We start from the raw sequence: 19,408 nt of genomic DNA, 5'->3' as shown, positions 1-19,408 counted from the left end.
CCGGCGGGAGTGACCGGGGTCGTCTGCGGCGCGGGGCGATCATGCTCCCATTTTCGATTGTGACATCTGGCCCCTGTTTCCTGGACAGAAAACAACATATCATATATGTGAAATACCTCAGCAGATGCGTGAATTGGTTGCCCCGAACCGACCTGCAGGGGCCAAGCCCTGAGCCTCCAAGACGCCCGGAAATGACGAAGGCTCCGACGGAATAGAAGGAATTGCGATGCCGCCCGTCATAGGGCTGGGCTGTGTGGCTGTCCTGATGGGCGTCGCGGTTCTGGCCGTCATTCTCGGCCGCTTGAAAGCGGCCACGCCGCTTGTGTATGGCGCGTGCTTGATCGCCTCGGGCCTTGCCTGTGCCGCCGCGTTGTTCCAGATCGCGGCAGAACCCTGGGCGACGGTGCTGCCGCTGGGACTCCCCTGGGTCGGGGCGCATTTTCGCATCGATGCGCTCGCCGCATTCTTCCTGATCGTCGTCAATCTCGGGGGCGCGGCCGCCAGTCTCTATTCGATCGGCTATGGCCGGCACGAGTTGGTGCCTCTGCGCGTCCTGCCCTTCTTCCCGGCCTTTCTGGCCGGCATGAACCTCGTGGTGATGGCCGACGACGCCTTTACCTTTCTCCTCGCCTGGGAGTTCATGTCACTGACCTCATGGGCCCTGGTCATGGCCCATCATCACGATCCGGAAAACCGGCGGGCCGGCGTCATCTATCTGGTGATGGCAAGTTTCGGCACGCTCCTTCTACTGCTGGCCTTCGGTCTGCTGGCGGGACCGGACGGCCATTACGCCTTCGCTTCGATCCGGGACGGCTTGCGGTCACCGTTGATCGCCGCTCTCATTCTGGTCCTCGCGCTCATCGGCACCGGCTCGAAGGCCGGGCTCGTTCCGCTTCATGTCTGGCTGCCGCTGGCCCACCCGGCGGCGCCGACGCCGGTCTCCGCGCTCATGAGCGGCGTCATGACCAAGGTCGCGATTTATGGCTTCCTGCGCATCGCGCTCGACCTCCTCGGTCCCCCGGCATGGTGGTGGGCGCTGCCGGTGATCGCACTGGGCGGCGTGAGCGCCGTCATGGGCGTTCTCTATGCGCTGATGCAGCAGGATCTGAAGCGCCTGCTGGCCTACAGCACGGTCGAGAATATCGGGATCATCTTCATCGGCGTCGGGCTCGCGCTCGCCTTCCGCGCCAACGGCATGGGCTGGGCGGCGGCACTCGCCCTGACCGCCGCGTTGCTCCATGTCCTCAATCACATGCTGTTCAAGAGCCTGCTGTTTTTCGGCGCCGGCGCGGTCCTGTCGGCGACCGGCCTGCGCGACATCGAGCAGCTTGGCGGCCTGATCCGCCGCATGCCCGTGACCAGCTTCACGTTCCTGGTCGGCTCGGCCGCGATTGCGGCACTGCCGCCGCTCAACGGTTTCGTCTCCGAATGGCTGACCTTCCAGGCCATTCTCTTGAGCCCCGAGATCCCGCAATGGGGCCTCAAGCTCATCGTTCCGGCCGTCGGCGCTCTCCTGGCGCTGTCCGCGACGCTGGCAGGCGCCTGTTTCGTCCGCGCCTTCGGCATCGTCTTCCTCGGTCGCCCGCGCTCGCCGGCGGCCGAAACCGCCAACGAGGTCGATCGTTTCTCGCTCGTCGCCATGATGACGCTGACGGGGCTCTGCCTTTTGACCGGGGTCCTGCCGGGGCTGGTGATCGATGGCGTGGCCCCTGCCGTCAAGCTGCTCGCCGGCGAGGTCATGCCGCAGCAGCTCGGGGTGGCCTGGCTCTCGATCGTGCCGATTGCCGAGAGCCGGAGTTCCTATAACGGCCTGCTGGTGTTCCTGTTCGTCGCCGTATCGACCGCGATCGCGGTCCTGGGAATCCACCGGCTGGCGTCGCGTGCGGTCCGGCGTTCCGCGATCTGGGATTGTGGCTTTCCAATCACGAGTGCCAACACCCAATACAGCGCCAGCAGCTTCGCGCAGCCTATTCGCCGGGTCTTCGGCTCGATCGTCTTCCAGGCCCGCGAGCGGATCGACATGCCGCCACCAGGCAGCATGCGCCCGGCCCGGTTGCAGGTGGAGATCAAGGATCTCATCTGGCAGTTCCTCTACGCACCTGTTGGCGACGCCGTCTGGGAAGCCGCAAACCGGCTCAATCGTCTGCAGTTTCTGACGATCCGCCGCTATCTCAGCTTGGTCTTCCTGGCGCTCATTGTGCTGTTGCTGGTGGTCGCCATATGGACGTGATCGCCGACATCGCGGTCCAGGGCGTGCAAATGGCGCTGGTCCTGCTGCTGGCGCCGCTGCTCACCGGATTCGTGCGGAAGCTGAAGGCGCAGTTGGTTCGTCGTCAGGGCCCCTCGGTCTTCCAGCCCTACCGCGATCTGCTGCGGCTCCTGCGCAAGGACGTGGTGCTGGCCGAGAATGCGTCGTGGTTGTTCCGCGTGGCGCCCTATCTGATTTTTTCCGCCACCTGGGTCGCCGCCGCTCTGGTGCCGACCTTCGCCACCGGGCTCGTCTTCAGCTGGTCGGCCGACCTCATCGCCATCATCGCGCTCCTCGGCAGCGCCCGTTTTTTCCTGGCGCTCGCGGGCCTCGATGTCGGCACCAGCTTCGGCGGCATCGGCTCGAGCCGCGAGATGCTGATCGGCACGCTCGCCGAGCCGGCGATGATCATGATCGTGTTCACGCTTGCCCTCATCGCCGGGTCGACCCAGTTGGCGACGATGGCCGACTATATGCTGTCGCCGGCGGTGGGCTTGCGCGTCTCGCTGGGACTGGCATTGATCGCGCTCATCATGGTTGCGATCGCCGAGAATGCCCGCATCCCGATCGATAATCCGGCCACCCATCTCGAGCTCACCATGGTGCATGAGGCGATGGTGCTCGAATATTCCGGCCGGCATCTGGCCATGATCGAGCTCGCGGCGGCCCTGAAGCTTCAGCTCTACATCTCGCTCATCGCCTGTCTGTTCGCGCCCTGGGGGTTGGCGCGGGACGGGGAGGGGTTGGCGGCCTACGCGACCGGCATCCTGGCCTTCATCCTCAAGCTCGCCGTCGGCGGCCTGCTCCTGGCCCTGTTCGAGACGGCCATCGCCAAGATGCGGGTATTCCGCGTTCCGGAGTTCCTCGGCGCCGCTCTCATGCTGGGTCTTCTCGGCACGCTGCTGCTGTTCGTCTCGAAAGGTCTCTAGATGGGCACCTTATCTTTCGATGTGGCTCATCTGCTGGCCGGCGGGCTCGTTCTGGTGAGCTTCATGATGCTCTATCAGGACCGTCTCTATGCGCTTCTGAACGTCTTCGCCCTGCACGCCGTCGTGCTCGCCCTTTCGGTGGCGTGGCAGGCCTATGTCCAGCATGCGCCGCATCTCTATGTGACGGCGGCGATCGCGCTTCTGTTCAAGGGAATGGTCATCCCCTTCGCCCTGCACCGCATGGTGATACGCCTCGGCATCCATCGCGAGATCGAAACCGTGGTCGGCGTCGGCATGACCATGCTGGCCGGGATGGGGCTGGTGGCGCTGTCGATGGTGGTCATGCTGCGAGTAACGCCCTCGGCCGATCCACTGGCGCGCGAGGACCTGGCCTTCGCGCTCTCCGTGCTGCTGCTGGGCCTCCTCATCATGGTCACCCGGCGCAACGCGGTCAGCCAGGTGGTGGGATTCATGTCGCTCGAGAACGGCCTCGTTCTGGCGGCGACCGGCGCCAAGGGCATGCCGCTCGTGGTCGAGATCAGCGTCGCGTTCTCGATCCTGATCGCCTTCATCGTCATCGGTATTTTCCTGTTCCGGATCCGTGAGCGGTTCGACACTGTGGATATCGGCGCGCTCGACGATTTCCGAGGCGAGCGACAATGAGTTCGCTTCCCTTCGACGTCGTCACCGCGATTCTCCTGATACCGATCTGTTCCGCCGGCCTGCTGGCGCTGCTCCCGGGCTATCGGCTTTCCGCCCTTCTCAACGTCCTGGCCAGCATGCTGACGTTCCTGGTCGCCTTGCTTCTGTTCACGAACCGGCCGGAGGCCAACCCGTACGTCTTCGTCGACGATCTCAATATCGTCTTCATCGTCCTCAACACCTTTGTCGGCTTCACCACCAGCGTTTTCAGCGCCAGCTACATCGCCCATGAACTGGAGACTGGCCGGCTGACGCCGATCTATCTCAGATTCTACCACGCGATCTATCAGGTCATGATGTTCGGCATGAACCTGGCGCTGCTCTCGAACAATCTCGGCCTCATGTGGGTGGCCGTTGAGCTCGCCACCCTCAGCACCGTCATCATGGTCGGCATCTATCGGACGCATGAAGCGCTCGAGGCCGCCTGGAAATATTTCATTCTCGGCAGCGTCGGCATCGCCCTGGCGCTGTTCGGCACGATCCTGGTCTATATGGCCGCGCGTCCCGTGGTGGGCGAGGGGATCGACGCCATGGTCTGGACGGTCGTGATCGAGAAGGTCGCGAAGTTCGATCCGGCCCTCCTCAATGTCGCCTTCATCTTCCTCCTGCTCGGCTATGGCACGAAAGTCGGTTTGGCCCCGCTGCATGCCTGGCTGCCAGATGCGCATGCGGAAGGCCCCACGCCGATCTCGGCGGTGCTGTCGGGCCTGCTTCTCAATGTCGCGCTCTATGCGGTGCTGCGCTTCAAGATGCTGCTCGCCGCCAACCCCGCCGCGATCGACCCCGGCCCGCTGATGATCACCATGGGGCTGACCTCGCTCGTCTTCGCGGCCTTCATGCTGTATCGCCGGCGCGACATCAAACGCATGTTCGCCTATTCTTCGATCGAGCATATGGGCATCATCGCCTTCGCCTTCGGGATGGGCGGGCCGCTCGCCAACTTCGCCGGGCTCCTGCATATGACCATGCACAGCCTCACCAAATCGGCGATCTTCTTCGCCGTCGGCCATATCGCCCAGGTCAAGGGCACGCAGAAGATCGCCGATATTCGCGGGCTCACGGAGAGCCACCCGGTGCTCGGCTGGGGGTTGGTGCTCGGCGTGGTGGCCATCGCCGGCATGCCGCCGCTCGGCATCTTCATGAGCGAGTTCCTGGTGGTGAGCTCGACCTTCGCCCGCGAGCCGCTGCTCGCCATACCGCTGGTCCTGGGACTGCTGGTCGCCTTCGGCGCCCTGTTCCTCCGGCTGGGTGGCATCGCCTTCGGCCCGCCGGCCGGCAGCCTCGCGCCGGTTCAGGCATCCTATGTTCCCATGTTCGCGCATCTGACCCTGGTCTGCATCGCCGGCGTCTATCTGCCGGCCCCGCTGGTCATCTGGTTCCAGCATGTCGCACATCTGCTGGGATAGAGAGGCGGGACCGCCATGCCGACACTTGCCGAGCTGATGCAACGCTGCCGCGCCGTGCCGGGCTCTCGTCCCTGGCCGCGCGCTAGCGTCGATGCGGAGCTTTGGCAGACCGCCGGGCAGCTGCTCGCCGAAGGGCATTGGACCTTGCTCAGCCTTTGGGCCGACAGCGGCACCGTCCATATGGCCTTGCTCGCGGAACCGCAGGCTGGCCCTGGAATCTTGAGTCTCGACTGCGCGAATGGAAAGTTTCCGTCGATCGGCAGGCTGCATCCACCGGCGGCGCGCCTCGAACGAACGATCCAGGATTTGCACGGGCTCGAAGCGGAAGGCGTGTCGGATTCGCGTCCCTGGCTGGATCACGGAAGCTGGGGCGTCCGCCATCCGCTCGGCGAATGGACCCCGTCTCCCACCGCTGCCATGCCCGGCTACAAATTTCTGGAGGCGGAGGGCGAGGGGCTTCATCAAATCGCCGTGGGCCCGGTCCATGCCGGCATCATCGAGCCGGGACATTTCCGCTTCACCGCGAATGGCGAGGCCGTCGTCCGGCTGGAGGAGCGGCTGGGCTACACCCACAAGGGCATCGACGGCCTCATGCGGGAGGCGGGCCTGGAGCAGGCCGTCAAGCTCGCGGGCCGGACGTCAGGCGACAGCACGGTGGCCTATGCCCTGGCCTTCTCGCGTGCGGTGGAAACGGCGTTGCAGATCGAGGTCCCCGCACGGGCCGTCTGGCTCCGGGCCCTGATGGCGGAGATGGAACGTCTCGCCAATCATTTCGGCGATATCGGCGCCATCTGCAACGATGCCTCCTTCGTCGTGATGCATGCGCAATGCGGGACCTTGCGCGAGCGCGTGCTGCGCGCGGCGGATGCCTGCTTCGGCCACCGTTTGATGAGAGACCGCATCCTGCCGGGCGGCGTCGCGGCCGATCTTGGCGAAGACGGGATCGCGTCCTTGCGCGGCCTGCTTCAGGAGGCGCACCGGCATTTCCCCACGCTGGTCAAACTCTACGACAACACCGCCTCGCTGCAGGATCGTACCGTCGGCACCGGCGTGCTGACGCCGGCGCTGGCGCGCCAGTTCGGCTGTGGCGGCTATGTCGGTCGGGCCTCGGGCCGAGACTTCGACGCCCGCCGCGCGTTCCCCTATGCGCCCTACGACCAGTTGCAATTCGACGTGCGGGTCGCGACCGAAGGCGATGTGAACGCCCGTGTCTGGATCCGGATCTGGGAAGTGGAGCAGAGCCTGGCGCTGATCGAGCAGATCCTCGACCGCTTGCCCGCGGGCCCGATCCGCATCGACTTCGACAAGGGCTCAGGCAACCCAAGCGAGGGCATGGCGATCGTCGAGGGGTTCCGGGGCGATATCCTCGTCTGGCTGCGCCTCGGCGCCGACGGCAAGGTCGCGCGCTGCCATATGCGCGATCCGTCCTGGTTCCAATGGCCGGTGCTGGAAGCCGCGATCGAGGGCAACATCGTCGCCGACTTTCCGCTCTGCAATAAGTCCTTCAACTGCTCCTATTCCGGCCACGACCTCTAGGGAGACCGGCATGCACAGGATCCTGTTCGACAACCTCGCGAAGGGCACGCTGACCGAGCCGCCGCCCGTGCCGGAGGAGAGCGCCCTGGCCGAGCTGGCGGCGGCTCTCGAACGCGACGCGCGGCGGAAGCTGGGGCGCAGCCTTTCCATCCGGCAGGTCGATGCGGGCTCCTGCAATGGCTGCGAGCTGGAGATCAACGCGCTCGGCAACCCGTTCTACGATCTCGAGCGCTTCGGCCTGCGCTTCGTGGCCTCGCCGCGGCATGCCGACGTGCTGCTGGTCACGGGACCCGTGACTCGGAACATGCAGATCGCCCTCGAACGCACCTACCGTGCCACGCCCGACCCGAAATGGGTCGTGGCGGCGGGCGATTGCGCGCTCGACGGCGGCATGTTCGCAGGCAGCTATGCCTGCCTGGGCGGCGTATCGGCCGCCATTCCGGTCGATCTTCATATCCGGGGCTGCCCGCCGAGCCCGCTGCAGCTTCTCAAAGGGCTGCTGGCGCTGCTCCAGGTGGACAAGGCTCGGTAGGGCCCGCGCTCCGTCGCGCGGACCCGACCGGCGGTCAGTAGCGGCGCAGCAGGCCGATCAGCCGGCCCTGAACGCGGACCCGATCGGGGCCGAAGATGCGCGTCTCATAGGCCGGGTTGGCGGGCTCGAGGGCGATCGAATCGCCCTTGCGGCGCAGCCGCTTCAATGTCGCCTCGTTATTGTCGACCAGGGCCACCACGATGGTGCCGTTGTCGGCATTGTCGACGCGCTCGATCACGACCGTGTCGCCATCGAGGATGCCGGCATTGATCATCGAATCGCCGTCGACCTCGAGGGCGTAATACTCACCCCGGCCCAAGAGGCCGGCCGGCACGTCGACGAAGCTGGAGCTGTCGCGCAGCGCCTCGATCGGGGTGCCGGCGGCGATCCGGCCATAGAGGGGCAGTTGGACCGCCTCGACATCGCGGGCGAGCGGTGCGCCGGGCAGGGCGCCCGCGAAATCGCCGCGGATGACCGTGGGCGCGAAACCGGTGGCCGTGGGCCGGGTGGAGGTGGTGATTCCAACCGCATCGGGCAGCTTCAAGACCTCGAGCGCGCGGGCGCGGTGGGGTAGGCGGCGGATGAAGCCGCGCTCTTCCAGGCCCGTGATCAGCCGATGGATGCCGGACTTGGATTTCAATCCCAGCGCTTCCTTCATTTCGTCGAACGAAGGCGAAACGCCCGCGTCGGTCAGGCGCTTATTGATGAAATGCAGGAGCTCGTTCTGCTTGCGCGTGAGCATTGATGGCTTTCCTCGCGGCCGGATGAACCGGCACCCCCAAGATATGGAACAAAACCTAAACGACGACACACGTTCTAGTTTGGTTCCCGGAAGGGGTCAAGGTTTTTCCACAGGCTGGGCAAGGCCAAGAGTCGCGGGTGTCGGCTGCACCGGCGAATCAGACTCGGCCTAGAGCCCCATCAAATCGCGATGGAATCGCAGAACCCGTACAGCTTCGCCGGCCTTGGCGGCCGGCGCATGGGGCGGGCGGATGACCAGCCCGTCGGCCTGGGCCAGGAAGGCCATCATGGCGCTGTCCTGGCGCTCCATCGCGGCCGCCACCAGGGCTCCCTGCGCGTTGCGGGTCAGGCGCGCCCTCAGATAGTCCTGCCGCTGATCATTGGCCTTGAGGTCGCTGCCCAGGATGGCGGTCTCGCTGTCATCCAGGACCTCGCGGCCCTCCATCACGGCGAAGGCCGGTTTGACGAAGAGGAGCGAACAGACCAGGGCCGAGACGGGATTGCCCGGGAGGCCCAGTACGGGCGTGCTGCCGAGCTGGCCAAACATGACAGGCTTGCCGGGCCGCATGGCGATCTTCCAGAAAGCGAGCTTCATGCCCTGGCCGGCGAGCGCTTCCTGGACCAGGTCGTGATCGCCAACCGAGGCGCCACCCGTGGTGATCAGGAGATCGGCGCCGGCCGCACCCGCCAGCATCTCGGCCAGTACGCCGGCATCGTCGCGCGCGATCCCGAGATCGACCGGATCGCCGCCGCAGGCCCGCACGAAGGCCGCCAGCGCCAGACCGTTGGAGCCGACGATTCCGGCGGGCCCGATCGGCTCGCCCGGCATGGACAGCTCGTCGCCGGTGCTGAGGATCGCGACCCGCGGGCGACGGCGCACCTTGAGCCAGGGCCGGTTGGCGGCGGCCGCGAGTCCGATGTCGCGCGCCGTCAGCCTTGCCCCGGCGCGGAAGAGGACGCGACCTTCCTCGAAATCCTGGCCTTTGGCGCGGATATGACGGCCCGGCTCGGCCGCGGCGGTCAGCTCGACGCTGTCGCCGTCGCGCTTGGCGTTCTCCTGGATGACGATGCTGTCGGCGCCATTGGGCAGGGGGCCACCGGTCAGGATCCGCACGGCCTCTCCAGGACCGACACGGCCCTCATAGTGACCGCCGGCCGGTGCGGTGCCGACAAGCTTGAGCCGCACCGGCACGGTCGCCGCGTCGGTGCTGCGGACCGCATAGCCATCCATCGCGGAGACGGCGAAGGGCGGATGGCTGACGCGTGCCGTCACATCCTCGGCGAGGACGCGACCCAGCGCATCGGCGAGGCCGACCTGCTCGGCAGGGAGCGGCCGGAAGGCCGCACAGATCTCGCGCTGGGCCTGCTCGACCGGGATCATCGCCCGCGCTCGTAGGTGCCGGATTTCCCGCCGCTCTTATGCTCGAGCCGGATATCGCCCAGCACCATGCCGCGATCGACGGCCTTGCACATGTCATAGACGGTGAGGGCCGCGATCGAGACCGCCGTCAACGCTTCCATTTCCACGCCGGTGGGGCCGGTGGTCTTGACTGTCGCGATGATATCGATCCGGCTCTGGCGCAGGTTCGGCTTCAGCACGACCGAGAGGGCGCTCAGCGCCAGCGGATGGCAGAGGGGGATGAGCTCGTGGGTGCGTTTCGCGCCCATGATGCCCGCGAGCTCAGCCACGGACAGCACGTCGCCCTTCTTCATCTGGCCGGCGCGGATGAGGCGCATCGTTTCCTTGGCGACCGTAACATGGCCCGAGGCCACGGCGACACGCTCGGTCGCGGGCTTGGCCGAGACATCGACCATATGGGCGCGGCCAGCCTCGTCGAAATGGGTGAGGCGTGCCGGTTTGGCCTTGCGCGACTTTCTTGCCATCGCCGCGTGACTCAGGCGGAGGGGCGGGCGACCGCGGCGCGCGACAGCAGATTCGCTGTGGCTCCCGCGACATCGGACTGGCGCATCAGGGATTCGCCGATCAGGAAGATCGAAGCGCCAACTTTGCTCATCCGCACCAGATCCTCAGGCGATTCCAAGCCACTCTCGGCGACGACGAGCCGATCCTTCGGCACCCGGGGCACCAGCGCCTCGGTGACCGCAAGATCGACCGTCAAGGTCTTGAGATTGCGGTTGTTGATGCCCAGAAGGCGGGCCTTCAGCTTCAGCGCCCGGTCGAGCTCACCTTGATCGTGAACTTCAACAAGCACGTCCATCTTCCAGTATTGCGCGACAGCTTCGAGCTCGGCCGCCTGCACATCCGAGAGCGCTGCCATGATCAGCAGCACGCAATCGGCACCCAGCGCCCGCGCTTCGGCGATCTGGTAGGGATCGAGCATGAAGTCCTTGCGCAAGGCCGGTAGATCGCAGGCCGCACGGGCCGCCGTCAGATAATCGTCGCGCCCCTGGAAATAGGGTTCGTCGGTCAGCACCGACAGGCAGGTTGCTCCGCCCACCGCGTAGGACCTGGCCAGACTCGCCGGATCGAAATCGGCCCGGATCAGCCCCTTGCTCGGCGAGGCCTTCTTGATCTCGGCGATCAGGCCAAAGCGGCCGGCCGCGACCGCGGCCGCCAGGCGATCGCCGAAGCCGCGCGTCGGGCTTTGCGCCTTCGCGGCCGCCTCGACCGCGACCAATGGGCGATCGGCCTTGCGCCGCGCCACATGGGCGAGCTTCTCGGCGCAGATCTTCTGCAGCACGTCGCTCATGCGGGCACCACCTCGTTGGTGACGGCGACGAGCTTGGCCAGCACCGCCTTGGCCTTGCCGGAATCGATCGCAGTCTCGGCCAGCGCCTTGCCGGTCTTGAGATCGGCCGCTTTGCCCGCGAGCATCAGCGTCGCCGCGGCGTTGAACAGCACCACGTCGCGATAGGCACCTTTGTGGCCGGCCAGCAATTCGGTCAGCGCCTGCGCGTTGGCAGCGGAATCCCCGCCCTTGAGATCCGTCGCCGTCGCGCGGCGCAAGCCGATGTCTTCGGGCGAGACATCGAACAGGCGGACCTTGCCGCCCTTGAGCTCGGCCACATGGGTCGGACCCGTCGTGGTGATCTCGTCCATGCCGTCGGAGCCGTGCACGACCCAGGCGCTCTCGGTGCCGAGCCGGCCCAGCACCGTCGCCATGGTCTCGATCCAGTCGCGCGAAAAGACGCCGATGAGCTGGCGCTTGGCGCCGGCCGGATTGGAAAGCGGACCCATGAGGTTGAAAATGGTGCGGGTGCCGAGCTCGACACGGGTCGGGCCAACATGCCGCATCGCGCTGTGATGGCGCGGTGCCAGCATCAGGCAGATGCCGGCCTCCCACAGCGCTTTCTTCACCAGGCTCATATCGGCTTCGATATTGACGCCGAGCGCCTGCAGCACGTCGGCGGTGCCGGTCTTGGAGGACATGGCGCGGTTGCCATGCTTGGCGACAGGCACGCCCGCGGCGGCCACGACCAGGGCCGCACCCGTCGAGATGTTCCAGCTTCCGGACTGGTCGCCGCCGGTGCCGCAGGTGTCGATGGCCCCGGCCGGCGCCTCGATGCGGGTCATCTTGGCGCGCATGGCGCGGACGGCGCCGGTGATCTCCTCGACCGTCTCGCCGCGCACCCGCAAGCCCATCAGGAAGGCGCCGAGCTGCGAGGGCGTCGCATTGCCCGACATCATGATGTCGAAAGCCTGCTCCGCCTCGGACTCGCTGAGCTTCCGGCCGGAAGCGATCGCGCCGATCAGCGGTTTCAGATCGCCAGCCGCGGCCGGCGCGGGCGCAGCGGTCATGCCGACAGCCTCATGGCCTGGGCATTATGGCCGCAGCGGCGCAGGAAATTGGCGAGCAGGCGATGGCCATGCTCGGAGGCGATGCTCTCGGGATGGAACTGGACGCCGAAGATCGGCAGCTCGCGATGGGCGAGGCCCATCACGACGCCGTCTTCGGTTTCGGCGGTGATCTCGAGTTCCTGCGGGAAGCTGTCGCGCTCGACCACGAGCGAGTGGTAGCGGGTACCGGTGAACGGGCTCGGAATGTCGGCGAAGATGTCGGAGCCGCGATGAATGACGCGGCTGACCTTGCCATGCATCGGCAAGGGCGCCCGGACCACCTTGCCGCCGAAGGACTGGCCGATCGCCTGATGACCGAGGCAGACGCCGAGGATCGGGATCTTGCCCTTGGCGGCGCCGATCAGATCGAGGCAGATGCCGGCGCGGTCGGGGTCGCAGGGACCTGGCGAGATGATGATGCCTTGCGGCTTCAGCGCCATCGCTTCGGCCACGGCGATCTTGTCATTACGCCGCACCGCCATCTCGGCGCCAAGTTCGCCCAGATAGTGATAGAGGTTGTAGGTAAAGCTGTCGTAGTTGTCGATTAACAGAAACATTTCAAATCCCTGGGGACGCCCGCTGCAGCGCCCCGCGAATGGCATCGGCCTTGGTTATAGCAGGGCGGGGAAGGCCGGTCCAAGGCCGGCGGCGGCCATCGGACTCGGGAGCAGGTATGATAGAAGCGCGGGCGTTCCTTTAGGACAGAGACAGGCATTCGGGCATGACGGCACGCCGGCGCAACAGCCGTGGGGCAGGGAGCAAGAAACGTTCCTCGGGTCGCGGATCCACGCGTGCGTCGATCTTCCCGATCGGCCCGCGGCGGCGAGGCCGGGCGCCCAAGCCCAGTTGGCGCCGGTCGCTGCTGCGCCTCGCTGGCGCGCCGCTCTGGCTGTTGCTGGCCCTGCTGTTGGGCGCCGTGGCAGTCGGAGTCAGCCAGGGCTGGTTCACATCGCCGAAACCGCATCCCGTGGCCTCGGCGCCAGGGTCGAGCTCCTCGCCGACTGTCGTGACCACTTTCATTCCCGAGCCGTTGGCGAAGCCGCAGGTACCCCCGACCGCCGCGGTGGCACCGCCGCCGACGCCGGCGGCGCCGGTCTATGAAGAATCCTCGAGCGCACCCGCCGTGTTCGATTCAAGCAGCGAGACGACCCAGGCACCCGCGCCGATCGCCAGGCCCGCACCCGCAGACGCCGCGCCGAGCCTACCCAGCACCAGCGCCTCGGCGACCTGGCTCGCCTATGCGGTGCCGGTGCCCGATACACAAGGCCGGCCGATGATCGCCATCGTCATCGACGATGTCGGACTCGATCGCGCCAACTCGGCCCGCGCCATCGCATTGCCGGGGCCGTTGACGATCTCCTTCATGACCTATGCGGAGCATCTCGATCAGCAATCGGCGCTGGCGCGCGAGCATGGCCATGAGCTGATGCTCCATGTGCCGATGGAGCCGATGGATCAGAGCCTCGATGCGGGGCCCCAGGCGCTGCGCACCGATCTCGCGCCCGACGAGCTGAAGCGCCGGATCGATTGGGACCTGACACGGCTCTCGGGCATCGTCGGCATCAACAACCATATGGGCAGCAAGTTCAGCCGCTCGACCGAAGGCATGAGCCTGGTGATGCAGGCGCTGCGCGAGCGCGGGCTGCTGTTCCTCGACTCCCGCACCATCGCCGACAGTGTCGGCTCGAAGGAGGCCGCCGCCTATGGTGTGCCCCATGCCGACCGCGACGTCTTCCTCGACGACGACCAGAGCCCCGCCAAGATCGACGAGATGCTGGCCGAGCTCGAGCGCATCGCCCGCAAACGCGGCTATGCCGTGGGCATCGGCCATCCGCATCCGGCGACGATCGCGGCGCTGCAGCGCTGGCTGCCGACGGCCGCCCAGCGCGGCTTCGCGCTGGTGCCGATCAGCGCCATCGTGCGCCGCATGAATGGCGTGACGGGCTGACGATTAAGCGAGTTGCGCGCTACGAAGCCTTCGCCCGGCTGTTCGACCAGGTCACCGCGATGCCGCTGGCGACGATGATGGCGATGCCGAGCCAGACGATCGGATCCGGAAGGTCGCCGAAGATGATGAAACCGAACAGGATGGCCGCGACGATCTCGGTATAGCCATAGGGCGCAAGCTGAGACGCTGTTGCCATCCGGTGCGCGGCGATGATCAGGAAATGCCCTACCGTCGCGATCACGCCGATCAGCACCATCAGGGGCCAATCCGGCAGATCGGGTGTTTTCCAGACGAAGGTAAGGAGGAGGGAGAACACGACAGCGCCCAGCACCGCCGAGATGGTCGCCGTCACGAGCGCCGGGTCGTGGGACGCGAGTTTGCGCGTCACGATCAGGGCCGTGCCATAAGCGGTGCCGGAGGCGAGCGCAAAGAGTACGCCCGGCGACACGCCATGGATCGAGGGCCGGATCACCAGCGTGGCGCCGACGAAGCCGAGCAGGACCAGCAGCCATCGCTGCCAGCCGATCGCCTCGCCCATGAACAAGGACGAGATGACGAGGATGAGCAGCGGATAGACGAAGAAGACCGACATGGCGTCCGCCAGCGGGATGCGGGCGACCGCCGAAAAGAACATGAGCGCTGAAAGCGCCATCAGCCCGCCGCGAAGCAGCTGCCACAACGGACGGCTGGGCCGGAACAGAGAAAATCCGTGCCGACGAATGGCCGCTGGCAGGAGAAGGAGTGCGTAAAAGAGGTGGCGCGCCCAGACGATCTCGAGCACCGGAAGATGGCCGGACAGAAGCTTCGCGATCGCATCCATGCCCGGCAGGATCGCCAGCGCCCCGACTATGGTCAGGGCGCCCATCAGGGGCCGGTCCTCGATGGCCCGCCGGGTGGTGTCGGAGCTCGTCAATCCCCAGACCTTTGCTCGCGTGGCGACGTCTGGGCAGCATCTAGATATTGAACGATGCGCGCAATGTCGGGCGAGGGCGGTGAGGACTGAGAAAACGCCCGCTACCGGTTCCGCCCACCCGACGCGAACCGCACCGCTTCCTGCGCGGCGCGCACGAGCGCCTTGGCCTTGTTGACGCTCTCCTGGAACTCGCCGTCGGGGGAGCTGTCATAGACGATGCCGCCGCCGGCCTGGACATACATGACGCCGTCCTTCACCACGGCGGTGCGCAGCGCGATGCAGGTGTCCATCGCGCCATCGGCCGCGAAATAGCCGACCGCGCCGCCATAGAGGCCGCGGCGCTCGGGTTCCAACTCCTCGATGATCTCCATCGCCCGCACCTTCGGGGCGCCAGAGACCGTGCCGGCGGGGAAGCCCGCGATCAGGGCATCCATCGCGTCATGCTGCGGATCGATCTCGCCCTCGACGTTCGAGACAATGTGCATGACGTGCGAGTAGTACTCGATCAGATATTTCTCGGTGACCTTGACGCTGCCGATCTTGGCGACGCGGCCGACATCGTTGCGGCCCAGATCGAGCAGCATCAGATGTTCGGCGCGCTCCTTGGGGTCGCCCAGCAGGTCTTCCGCCAGCGCCTTGTCCTCGGCCGCATCGGCGCCGCGACGGCGCGTGCCGGCGATGGGGCGGATCGTGACCTTCTTGTCGCGCAGCCGCACCAGGATCTCCGGGCTCGATCCGACCACGGAGAAGCCGCCGAAATCGAGGAAGAAGAGGAAGGGCGAGGGGTTGAGACGGCGCAGCGAGCGATAGAGCGCGAAGGGCGAGAGCTTGAAGGGCAGGCTGAAACGCTGCGACAGCACCACCTGGAAGATGTCGCCGGCGAGGATGTATTCCTTCGCCTTCTGCACCATGGCATGGAACTTCGACGCGGCCATGTTCGAGCTGGGCTCGGGCAATTCGGCATGGCCGCCCGCGGCTTCGCGCTGCTGCGGGAGGTTGCGGTCGAAATGCTCGACGGCGCCGGCCAGCCGCTCGCAGGCGAGATTATAGGCGGCGCGCGCATCGAGACCGGCTTGTGGACGCACCGGCGTCACAACCGTGACGATATCCTCGACATTGTCGAACACGGCCATGATCGTCGGCCGCAGGAAGACGCCGTCCGGCAGGCCCAGCTTGTCAGGCTGGATGTCGGGCAGCTTCTCCATCAGCCGCACCATGTCGTAGCCCAGATAGCCAAAGAGGCCGGCGGCCATCGGCGGCAATCCCGCGGGCAGCTCGATTTTCGATTCCTCGATCAGCGCCCGCAGCGACGCGATCGCACCGCCGGAAACGGACTCGAAGCGGCTGGCGTCGAAGCGCGCCTGGCGATTGATCTCGGCCTTGTCGCCATGGCAGCGCCAGATCAGATCGGGCTGCAGGCCGATCAGCGAATAGCGCCCGCGGACGGCGCCGCCCTCGACGGATTCGAGCAGGAAACTGTTGGGCTTGCCGTCACAGAGCTTCAGCATCGCCGAGACCGGCGTCTCCAGATCGGCGACCAGCCGGGTCCAGACGACCGTGGGCTGGCCGGCGCGATAGCGGGCTTCGACGTCTTCCAGGCTGGGCTCGACGCGCATGGCTCAGAACATCGCGTCGACGGCGGGCTGGTTGATCGTCACGCCGATCTCGCGGCGCAGCGATTCGCCGAACTGCTGGACCACGTCGCCCTGATAGGCCGCGTCGAGCTCCTTCTGCAGCGCGTCGACGCCGGGGGAATCGGTCGCGGGATTGGCTTCGTTGATCGCCTTCAGCCGTGCGACGACATGGCCGCCCTGGACCGGCACGGTCGCGGTCTGCCCCATCTGCAGTGCAAACAGCTTGCTCACGAGATCGGGCGTCACATGCGCGTCGGCATCGTTGCCGCTGCGCGTGACCGGCTTCGAGGTCGCGACCGTTCCCTGGACCTCGGTGGCGATGGCCTGGATATCGCCGTTCAGTCCCAGCTTGCCGGCGAGCTCGCCGGCACGGGCGGCGGCGGCCTTGTCGCGTTCGGCTGCCTTCCACGCGGCCGCGACCTGCGGGCGAACCTGGTCGAGCGGACGCGTCGCCGCCGGGGTCGAGCCGTCGACCTTCACGATCACATAGCCGCCGCTCGGGTCCTCGGTGAGGCTGGAGGTTGTCCCGACGTCGGTCGCGGAGGCGAGCCCAAGCACGAGCTGATTGCCGGCGACATCCGCGACCGGCTGACCATCGGGAGCCAGGCCCTGCGCGTCCACCTGGTCGATCTTGGTGACGGGAAGCCCGAGGGTCTTGGCCGCATCATCGAGGCTCGCCCCGCCGGCCAGCGCATCATCGAGCTGGTTGGCGGTGTCGATCATCTTGTTGATGGCGAGCTCCTTGACCAGTTCCTTCTCCAGCTGGGGACGGGCCTGCTCGAAGGTCGATTTCACTTCCGGCTCGATCGTCAGCACATGGATCACATGCCATCCGAGCGGCGTCTGGACCGGGCCCGCGGTCTTGCCGGCATCGGTCGCGAAGGCCGCGTCGGTCAGGGCCTGGAGATCGGTGACGAAGCTGCTCTTCTCCAGCTTGCCCAGCGGAACCGGCGGCGCGCCCGTCAGTTCCTGCGCGACCTGCGCGAAGTCCCCGCCAGCAGCGAGCTTGGCCACGGCCTCCTGGGCCTTGCCCTGATCCGAGAACACCATCTGCTCGACGTCGCGGCGCTCGGGCTGGTCGAACTCCTTCGCGCGCTGCTGATAGGCTTCCTGGAGCTTGTCGTCCGCCACCGTCAGGCCGGCCGAGAACTGATCGGGCGTCACGCGGACCAGCAGCAGGCTGCGATATTCCGGCGCCTGGAACTGATCCTGATGGGCGTCATAGAAGGCCTTCACCTCGTCGTCGGTCGGCTCGGCCGGCTCCGGCATCGCGTTGTCGGCGACCAGGAAGGTTTCCGCGACACGCGTCTCGTTGCGGTAGCGATAAAGCCGGTCGGTCAGGAGCTTCGGCGCGACTGCCCCGGCCGAAACCGCCGACACGATCTCCTGGCGCAGCATTTCCTTGCGCTGGGCGGCGACATACTGGCCCTCGCTGTTGCGAATCTCCTGCAGGAAGGCCGCGAAGCGGCCGAGGTCGAACTCGCCGACGCTGTTCTTGAACATCGGGTCGGTCTTGATCTGGTCGCGGACCTGCACGTCACTGACGTTCAGATGGAGGCGCTGCGCATAGGTGTCATAGAGGGCGCGTACAACCAGACCCGCCATGACCCGGTCGACCAGCCCCAGCTGCTTCGCCTGCTCATTGGTAAAATTCTCTCCGAACACCTGGCGGTATTGGCGCATCTGATGGTCGAATTCGTCCTGCAGCTCGGGACTGCTGATCTTGATGCTGCCGATCGTCGCCAGATTGGGGGCCTGGACGCGCTGACGCAGCATGTCGCCAATACCCCAAATCACGAAGGAGCCCGCCAAGAAGACGAACAGGATTTTGACGACCCAGGTGGCGGCCTTGCTGCGAAGCGCGATGAGCATGAGGATGGGATCCGAAGGCGCCGAAAGGGCGCGGAAAAACGGCGGGCATCATAGGGTCGGCCCCCCGGCCCGGCAACAGGGGAAAGCCCGCCAAAAACCCAAGCGGGCAGGGCAGTGGCGCCCTGGTCCTGCCGCATGCTACCACCCGCGCCACACGCCGTTTTGAGGTCCTTGAGAGGGTAAACGATGACCGACCGCGCCGGACGCCGACCCTTGGTCGCCGGAAACTGGAAGATGAACGGGCTCAAGGCAGACGGTCTGGCGCTGACCGACGCCGTGCTGGCCGGCGTCAGGGGCGGGGCCTGGCGCTGCGAATTGCTGGTCTGCCCGCCTGCCACGCTGCTCTCTCTCGTCGGCGATCGTCTCAAGGGCTCGCCGGTGCGCCTGGGTGCCCAGGACTGCCATCACAAGCCAAGCGGTGCCCATACCGGCGATATCGCCGCGCCGATGCTGGCCGATATCGGCTGCCGTTTCGTGATCGTGGGCCATTCCGAGCGGCGCGCCGAACATGGCGAGACCGACGCGGAGGTGAAGGCCAAGGCCGAGGCGGCGATGGCCGCCACGCTCATTCCCATCGTCTGTGTCGGCGAGACCCTGGCCGTGCGCGATCGCGGCGATGCCCTGAAGGTCGTGGCGGCGCAGCTCGCCGGCTCGCTGCCGGAAGGTACCAGTGCCGACGGGCTGGTGGTGGCCTATGAGCCGGTCTGGGCGATCGGCACCGGCCGCACGCCGACCTCGGCCGATATCGGCGCCATGCATCAGGCGCTGCGCGCCGAGCTGAAACGCCATCTGGGCGGCGAATCCGATCGCATGCGGATCCTCTATGGCGGGTCGGTCAAAGGCAGCAATGCCGCCGAGATCCTGGCCATCGACGGCGTCGACGGCGCACTTGTCGGCGGCGCCAGCCTCAAGGCCGAGGAGTTTCTCGCCATCGCCAGAGCGAGCAAGTGACGGGCTGAGCGCCGAGGTCCAGTATGTCCTGGCTGGATAGTCCCGGAACCGACCAATAATACGGAGGATTTCATGGCAACGCCTCCCAAGCCACCAACCCCTCAGACGTCGACGCCCAAGCCCAAGGAAGGGTCCAAGGGCGGCAAGCCGCCGACCCCGCCAAAATCCTGAAGCCAGCTTGAGGCTCGACCCCGGGC

General features: G+C 66.5%; 17 protein-coding genes. 8 read left to right on the top strand and 9 right to left on the bottom strand.

Going from position 1 to position 19,408, the window contains the following annotated elements; translation table 11 throughout:
* Positions 1-226: 226 nt before the first annotated feature.
* The 6 genes from hyfB to ACREE8_RS24415 are packed head-to-tail and all read left to right on the top strand — an operon-like array spanning position 227 to position 7,353.
* Positions 227-2,230, top strand: a complete 2,004-nt coding sequence (hyfB, locus tag ACREE8_RS24440; RefSeq protein WP_431575633.1) for a hydrogenase 4 subunit B — start codon at positions 227-229, stop codon at positions 2,228-2,230.
* The gene (locus tag ACREE8_RS24435) at positions 2,221-3,177 is read left to right on the top strand and encodes a respiratory chain complex I subunit 1 family protein (RefSeq protein ID WP_431575632.1); all 957 of its coding nucleotides are present in this window, start codon (positions 2,221-2,223) and stop codon (positions 3,175-3,177) included. Before hyfB ends, ACREE8_RS24435 begins: the two co-directional genes overlap by 10 nt.
* Complete coding sequence (locus tag ACREE8_RS24430) at positions 3,178-3,840, top strand: hydrogenase-4 component E (protein ID WP_431575631.1); 663 nt, start codon at positions 3,178-3,180, stop codon at positions 3,838-3,840. It begins immediately after the preceding gene.
* Positions 3,837-5,285 carry a hydrogenase 4 subunit F gene (locus tag ACREE8_RS24425; protein ID WP_431575630.1) on the top strand — a complete coding sequence of 483 codons (1,449 nt, stop codon included), beginning with the start codon at positions 3,837-3,839 and terminating at the stop codon, positions 5,283-5,285. Before ACREE8_RS24430 ends, ACREE8_RS24425 begins: the two co-directional genes overlap by 4 nt.
* A gap of 15 nt (positions 5,286-5,300) precedes the next feature.
* On the top strand, positions 5,301-6,821 hold the full coding sequence (locus ACREE8_RS24420; protein ID WP_431575629.1) for a hydrogenase expression protein HypE: 1,521 nt from the start codon (positions 5,301-5,303) through the stop codon (positions 6,819-6,821).
* 10 nt (positions 6,822-6,831) lie between these two features.
* The gene (locus ACREE8_RS24415; RefSeq protein ID WP_431575628.1) at positions 6,832-7,353 is read left to right on the top strand and encodes an NADH-quinone oxidoreductase subunit B family protein; all 522 of its coding nucleotides are present in this window, start codon (positions 6,832-6,834) and stop codon (positions 7,351-7,353) included.
* A gap of 34 nt (positions 7,354-7,387) precedes the next feature.
* On the opposite strand, the gene lexA is transcribed toward ACREE8_RS24415, so the two are convergent.
* The 6 genes from lexA to ACREE8_RS24385 form a co-directional block, all read right to left on the bottom strand.
* Entirely contained in the window at positions 7,388-8,095 is a 708-nt protein-coding gene (gene lexA / locus ACREE8_RS24410; protein WP_151177461.1) for a transcriptional repressor LexA, read from the bottom strand.
* 168 nt (positions 8,096-8,263) lie between these two features.
* Entirely contained in the window at positions 8,264-9,475 is a 1,212-nt protein-coding gene (locus ACREE8_RS24405) for a molybdopterin molybdotransferase MoeA (protein WP_431575627.1), read from the bottom strand.
* Positions 9,472-9,978, bottom strand: coding sequence for a cyclic pyranopterin monophosphate synthase MoaC (gene moaC, locus ACREE8_RS24400; protein WP_431575626.1), 507 nt, complete (start codon positions 9,976-9,978; stop codon positions 9,472-9,474). Before moaC ends, ACREE8_RS24405 begins: the two co-directional genes overlap by 4 nt.
* Before the next feature lie 11 nt (positions 9,979-9,989).
* Entirely contained in the window at positions 9,990-10,805 is an 816-nt protein-coding gene (gene trpC / locus ACREE8_RS24395) for an indole-3-glycerol phosphate synthase TrpC (protein WP_431575625.1), read from the bottom strand.
* The gene (gene trpD / locus ACREE8_RS24390; protein WP_431575624.1) at positions 10,802-11,854 is read right to left on the bottom strand and encodes an anthranilate phosphoribosyltransferase; all 1,053 of its coding nucleotides are present in this window, start codon (positions 11,852-11,854) and stop codon (positions 10,802-10,804) included. The genes trpC and trpD overlap by 4 nt, the downstream gene beginning before the upstream one ends.
* On the bottom strand, positions 11,851-12,450 hold the full coding sequence (locus ACREE8_RS24385) for an anthranilate synthase component II (RefSeq protein WP_431575623.1): 600 nt from the start codon (positions 12,448-12,450) through the stop codon (positions 11,851-11,853). The genes trpD and ACREE8_RS24385 overlap by 4 nt, the downstream gene beginning before the upstream one ends.
* Positions 12,451-12,614: 164 nt before the next feature.
* On the opposite strand from ACREE8_RS24385, the gene ACREE8_RS24380 reads away from it, so the two are divergent.
* Complete coding sequence (locus ACREE8_RS24380) at positions 12,615-13,841, top strand: divergent polysaccharide deacetylase family protein (protein WP_431575622.1); 1,227 nt, start codon at positions 12,615-12,617, stop codon at positions 13,839-13,841.
* Between the two features lie 19 nt (positions 13,842-13,860).
* Here the strand turns inward: ACREE8_RS24380 and ACREE8_RS24375 are convergent, their stop codons facing one another.
* From ACREE8_RS24375 to ACREE8_RS24365, 3 genes are all read right to left on the bottom strand, one after another.
* Positions 13,861-14,754, bottom strand: coding sequence for a DMT family transporter (locus tag ACREE8_RS24375; protein ID WP_431575621.1), 894 nt, complete (start codon positions 14,752-14,754; stop codon positions 13,861-13,863).
* A gap of 101 nt (positions 14,755-14,855) precedes the next feature.
* Positions 14,856-16,370 carry an anthranilate synthase component I gene (gene trpE, locus ACREE8_RS24370; protein WP_431575620.1) on the bottom strand — a complete coding sequence of 505 codons (1,515 nt, stop codon included), beginning with the start codon at positions 16,368-16,370 and terminating at the stop codon, positions 14,856-14,858.
* A 3-nt stretch (positions 16,371-16,373) separates the two neighbouring features.
* Positions 16,374-18,260 (bottom strand): peptidyl-prolyl cis-trans isomerase, encoded by a 1,887-nt coding sequence (locus tag ACREE8_RS24365; protein ID WP_431575619.1) that lies wholly within the window; start codon positions 18,258-18,260, stop codon positions 16,374-16,376.
* A gap of 186 nt (positions 18,261-18,446) precedes the next feature.
* On the opposite strand from ACREE8_RS24365, the gene tpiA reads away from it, so the two are divergent.
* Entirely contained in the window at positions 18,447-19,211 is a 765-nt protein-coding gene (gene tpiA, locus ACREE8_RS24360) for a triose-phosphate isomerase (RefSeq protein WP_431575618.1), read from the top strand.
* The last annotated feature ends 197 nt before the right edge of the window (positions 19,212-19,408 follow it).

Source organism: Hypericibacter sp. (genome assembly GCF_050729195.1).
Classification (GTDB): Bacteria; Pseudomonadota; Alphaproteobacteria; order Dongiales; family Dongiaceae; genus Hypericibacter.
This window is presented reverse-complemented; position numbering and strand designations above follow the sequence as displayed.

What these genes read in the sequence shown, in the direction of transcription:
- ACREE8_RS24425 (WP_431575630.1), top strand. Translation starts at nt 3,837, where the DNA reads ATGAGTTCGCTTCCCTTCGACGTCGTCACCGCGATTCTCCTGATACCG.
- ACREE8_RS24435 (WP_431575632.1), top strand. Translation starts at nt 2,221, where the DNA reads ATGGACGTGATCGCCGACATCGCGGTCCAGGGCGTGCAAATGGCGCTG.
- trpD (WP_431575624.1), bottom strand. Translation starts at nt 11,854, where the DNA reads ATGACCGCTGCGCCCGCGCCGGCCGCGGCTGGCGATCTGAAACCGCTG.
- hyfB (WP_431575633.1), top strand. Translation starts at nt 227, where the DNA reads ATGCCGCCCGTCATAGGGCTGGGCTGTGTGGCTGTCCTGATGGGCGTC.
- ACREE8_RS24430 (WP_431575631.1), top strand. Translation starts at nt 3,178, where the DNA reads ATGGGCACCTTATCTTTCGATGTGGCTCATCTGCTGGCCGGCGGGCTC.
- ACREE8_RS24420 (WP_431575629.1), top strand. Translation starts at nt 5,301, where the DNA reads ATGCCGACACTTGCCGAGCTGATGCAACGCTGCCGCGCCGTGCCGGGC.
- ACREE8_RS24380 (WP_431575622.1), top strand. Translation starts at nt 12,615, where the DNA reads ATGACGGCACGCCGGCGCAACAGCCGTGGGGCAGGGAGCAAGAAACGT.
- moaC (WP_431575626.1), bottom strand. Translation starts at nt 9,978, where the DNA reads ATGGCAAGAAAGTCGCGCAAGGCCAAACCGGCACGCCTCACCCATTTC.
- ACREE8_RS24415 (WP_431575628.1), top strand. Translation starts at nt 6,832, where the DNA reads ATGCACAGGATCCTGTTCGACAACCTCGCGAAGGGCACGCTGACCGAG.
- ACREE8_RS24365 (WP_431575619.1), bottom strand. Translation starts at nt 18,260, where the DNA reads ATGCTCATCGCGCTTCGCAGCAAGGCCGCCACCTGGGTCGTCAAAATC.
- trpE (WP_431575620.1), bottom strand. Translation starts at nt 16,370, where the DNA reads ATGCGCGTCGAGCCCAGCCTGGAAGACGTCGAAGCCCGCTATCGCGCC.
- lexA (WP_151177461.1), bottom strand. Translation starts at nt 8,095, where the DNA reads ATGCTCACGCGCAAGCAGAACGAGCTCCTGCATTTCATCAATAAGCGC.
- ACREE8_RS24385 (WP_431575623.1), bottom strand. Translation starts at nt 12,450, where the DNA reads ATGTTTCTGTTAATCGACAACTACGACAGCTTTACCTACAACCTCTAT.
- trpC (WP_431575625.1), bottom strand. Translation starts at nt 10,805, where the DNA reads ATGAGCGACGTGCTGCAGAAGATCTGCGCCGAGAAGCTCGCCCATGTG.
- ACREE8_RS24405 (WP_431575627.1), bottom strand. Translation starts at nt 9,475, where the DNA reads ATGATCCCGGTCGAGCAGGCCCAGCGCGAGATCTGTGCGGCCTTCCGG.
- tpiA (WP_431575618.1), top strand. Translation starts at nt 18,447, where the DNA reads ATGACCGACCGCGCCGGACGCCGACCCTTGGTCGCCGGAAACTGGAAG.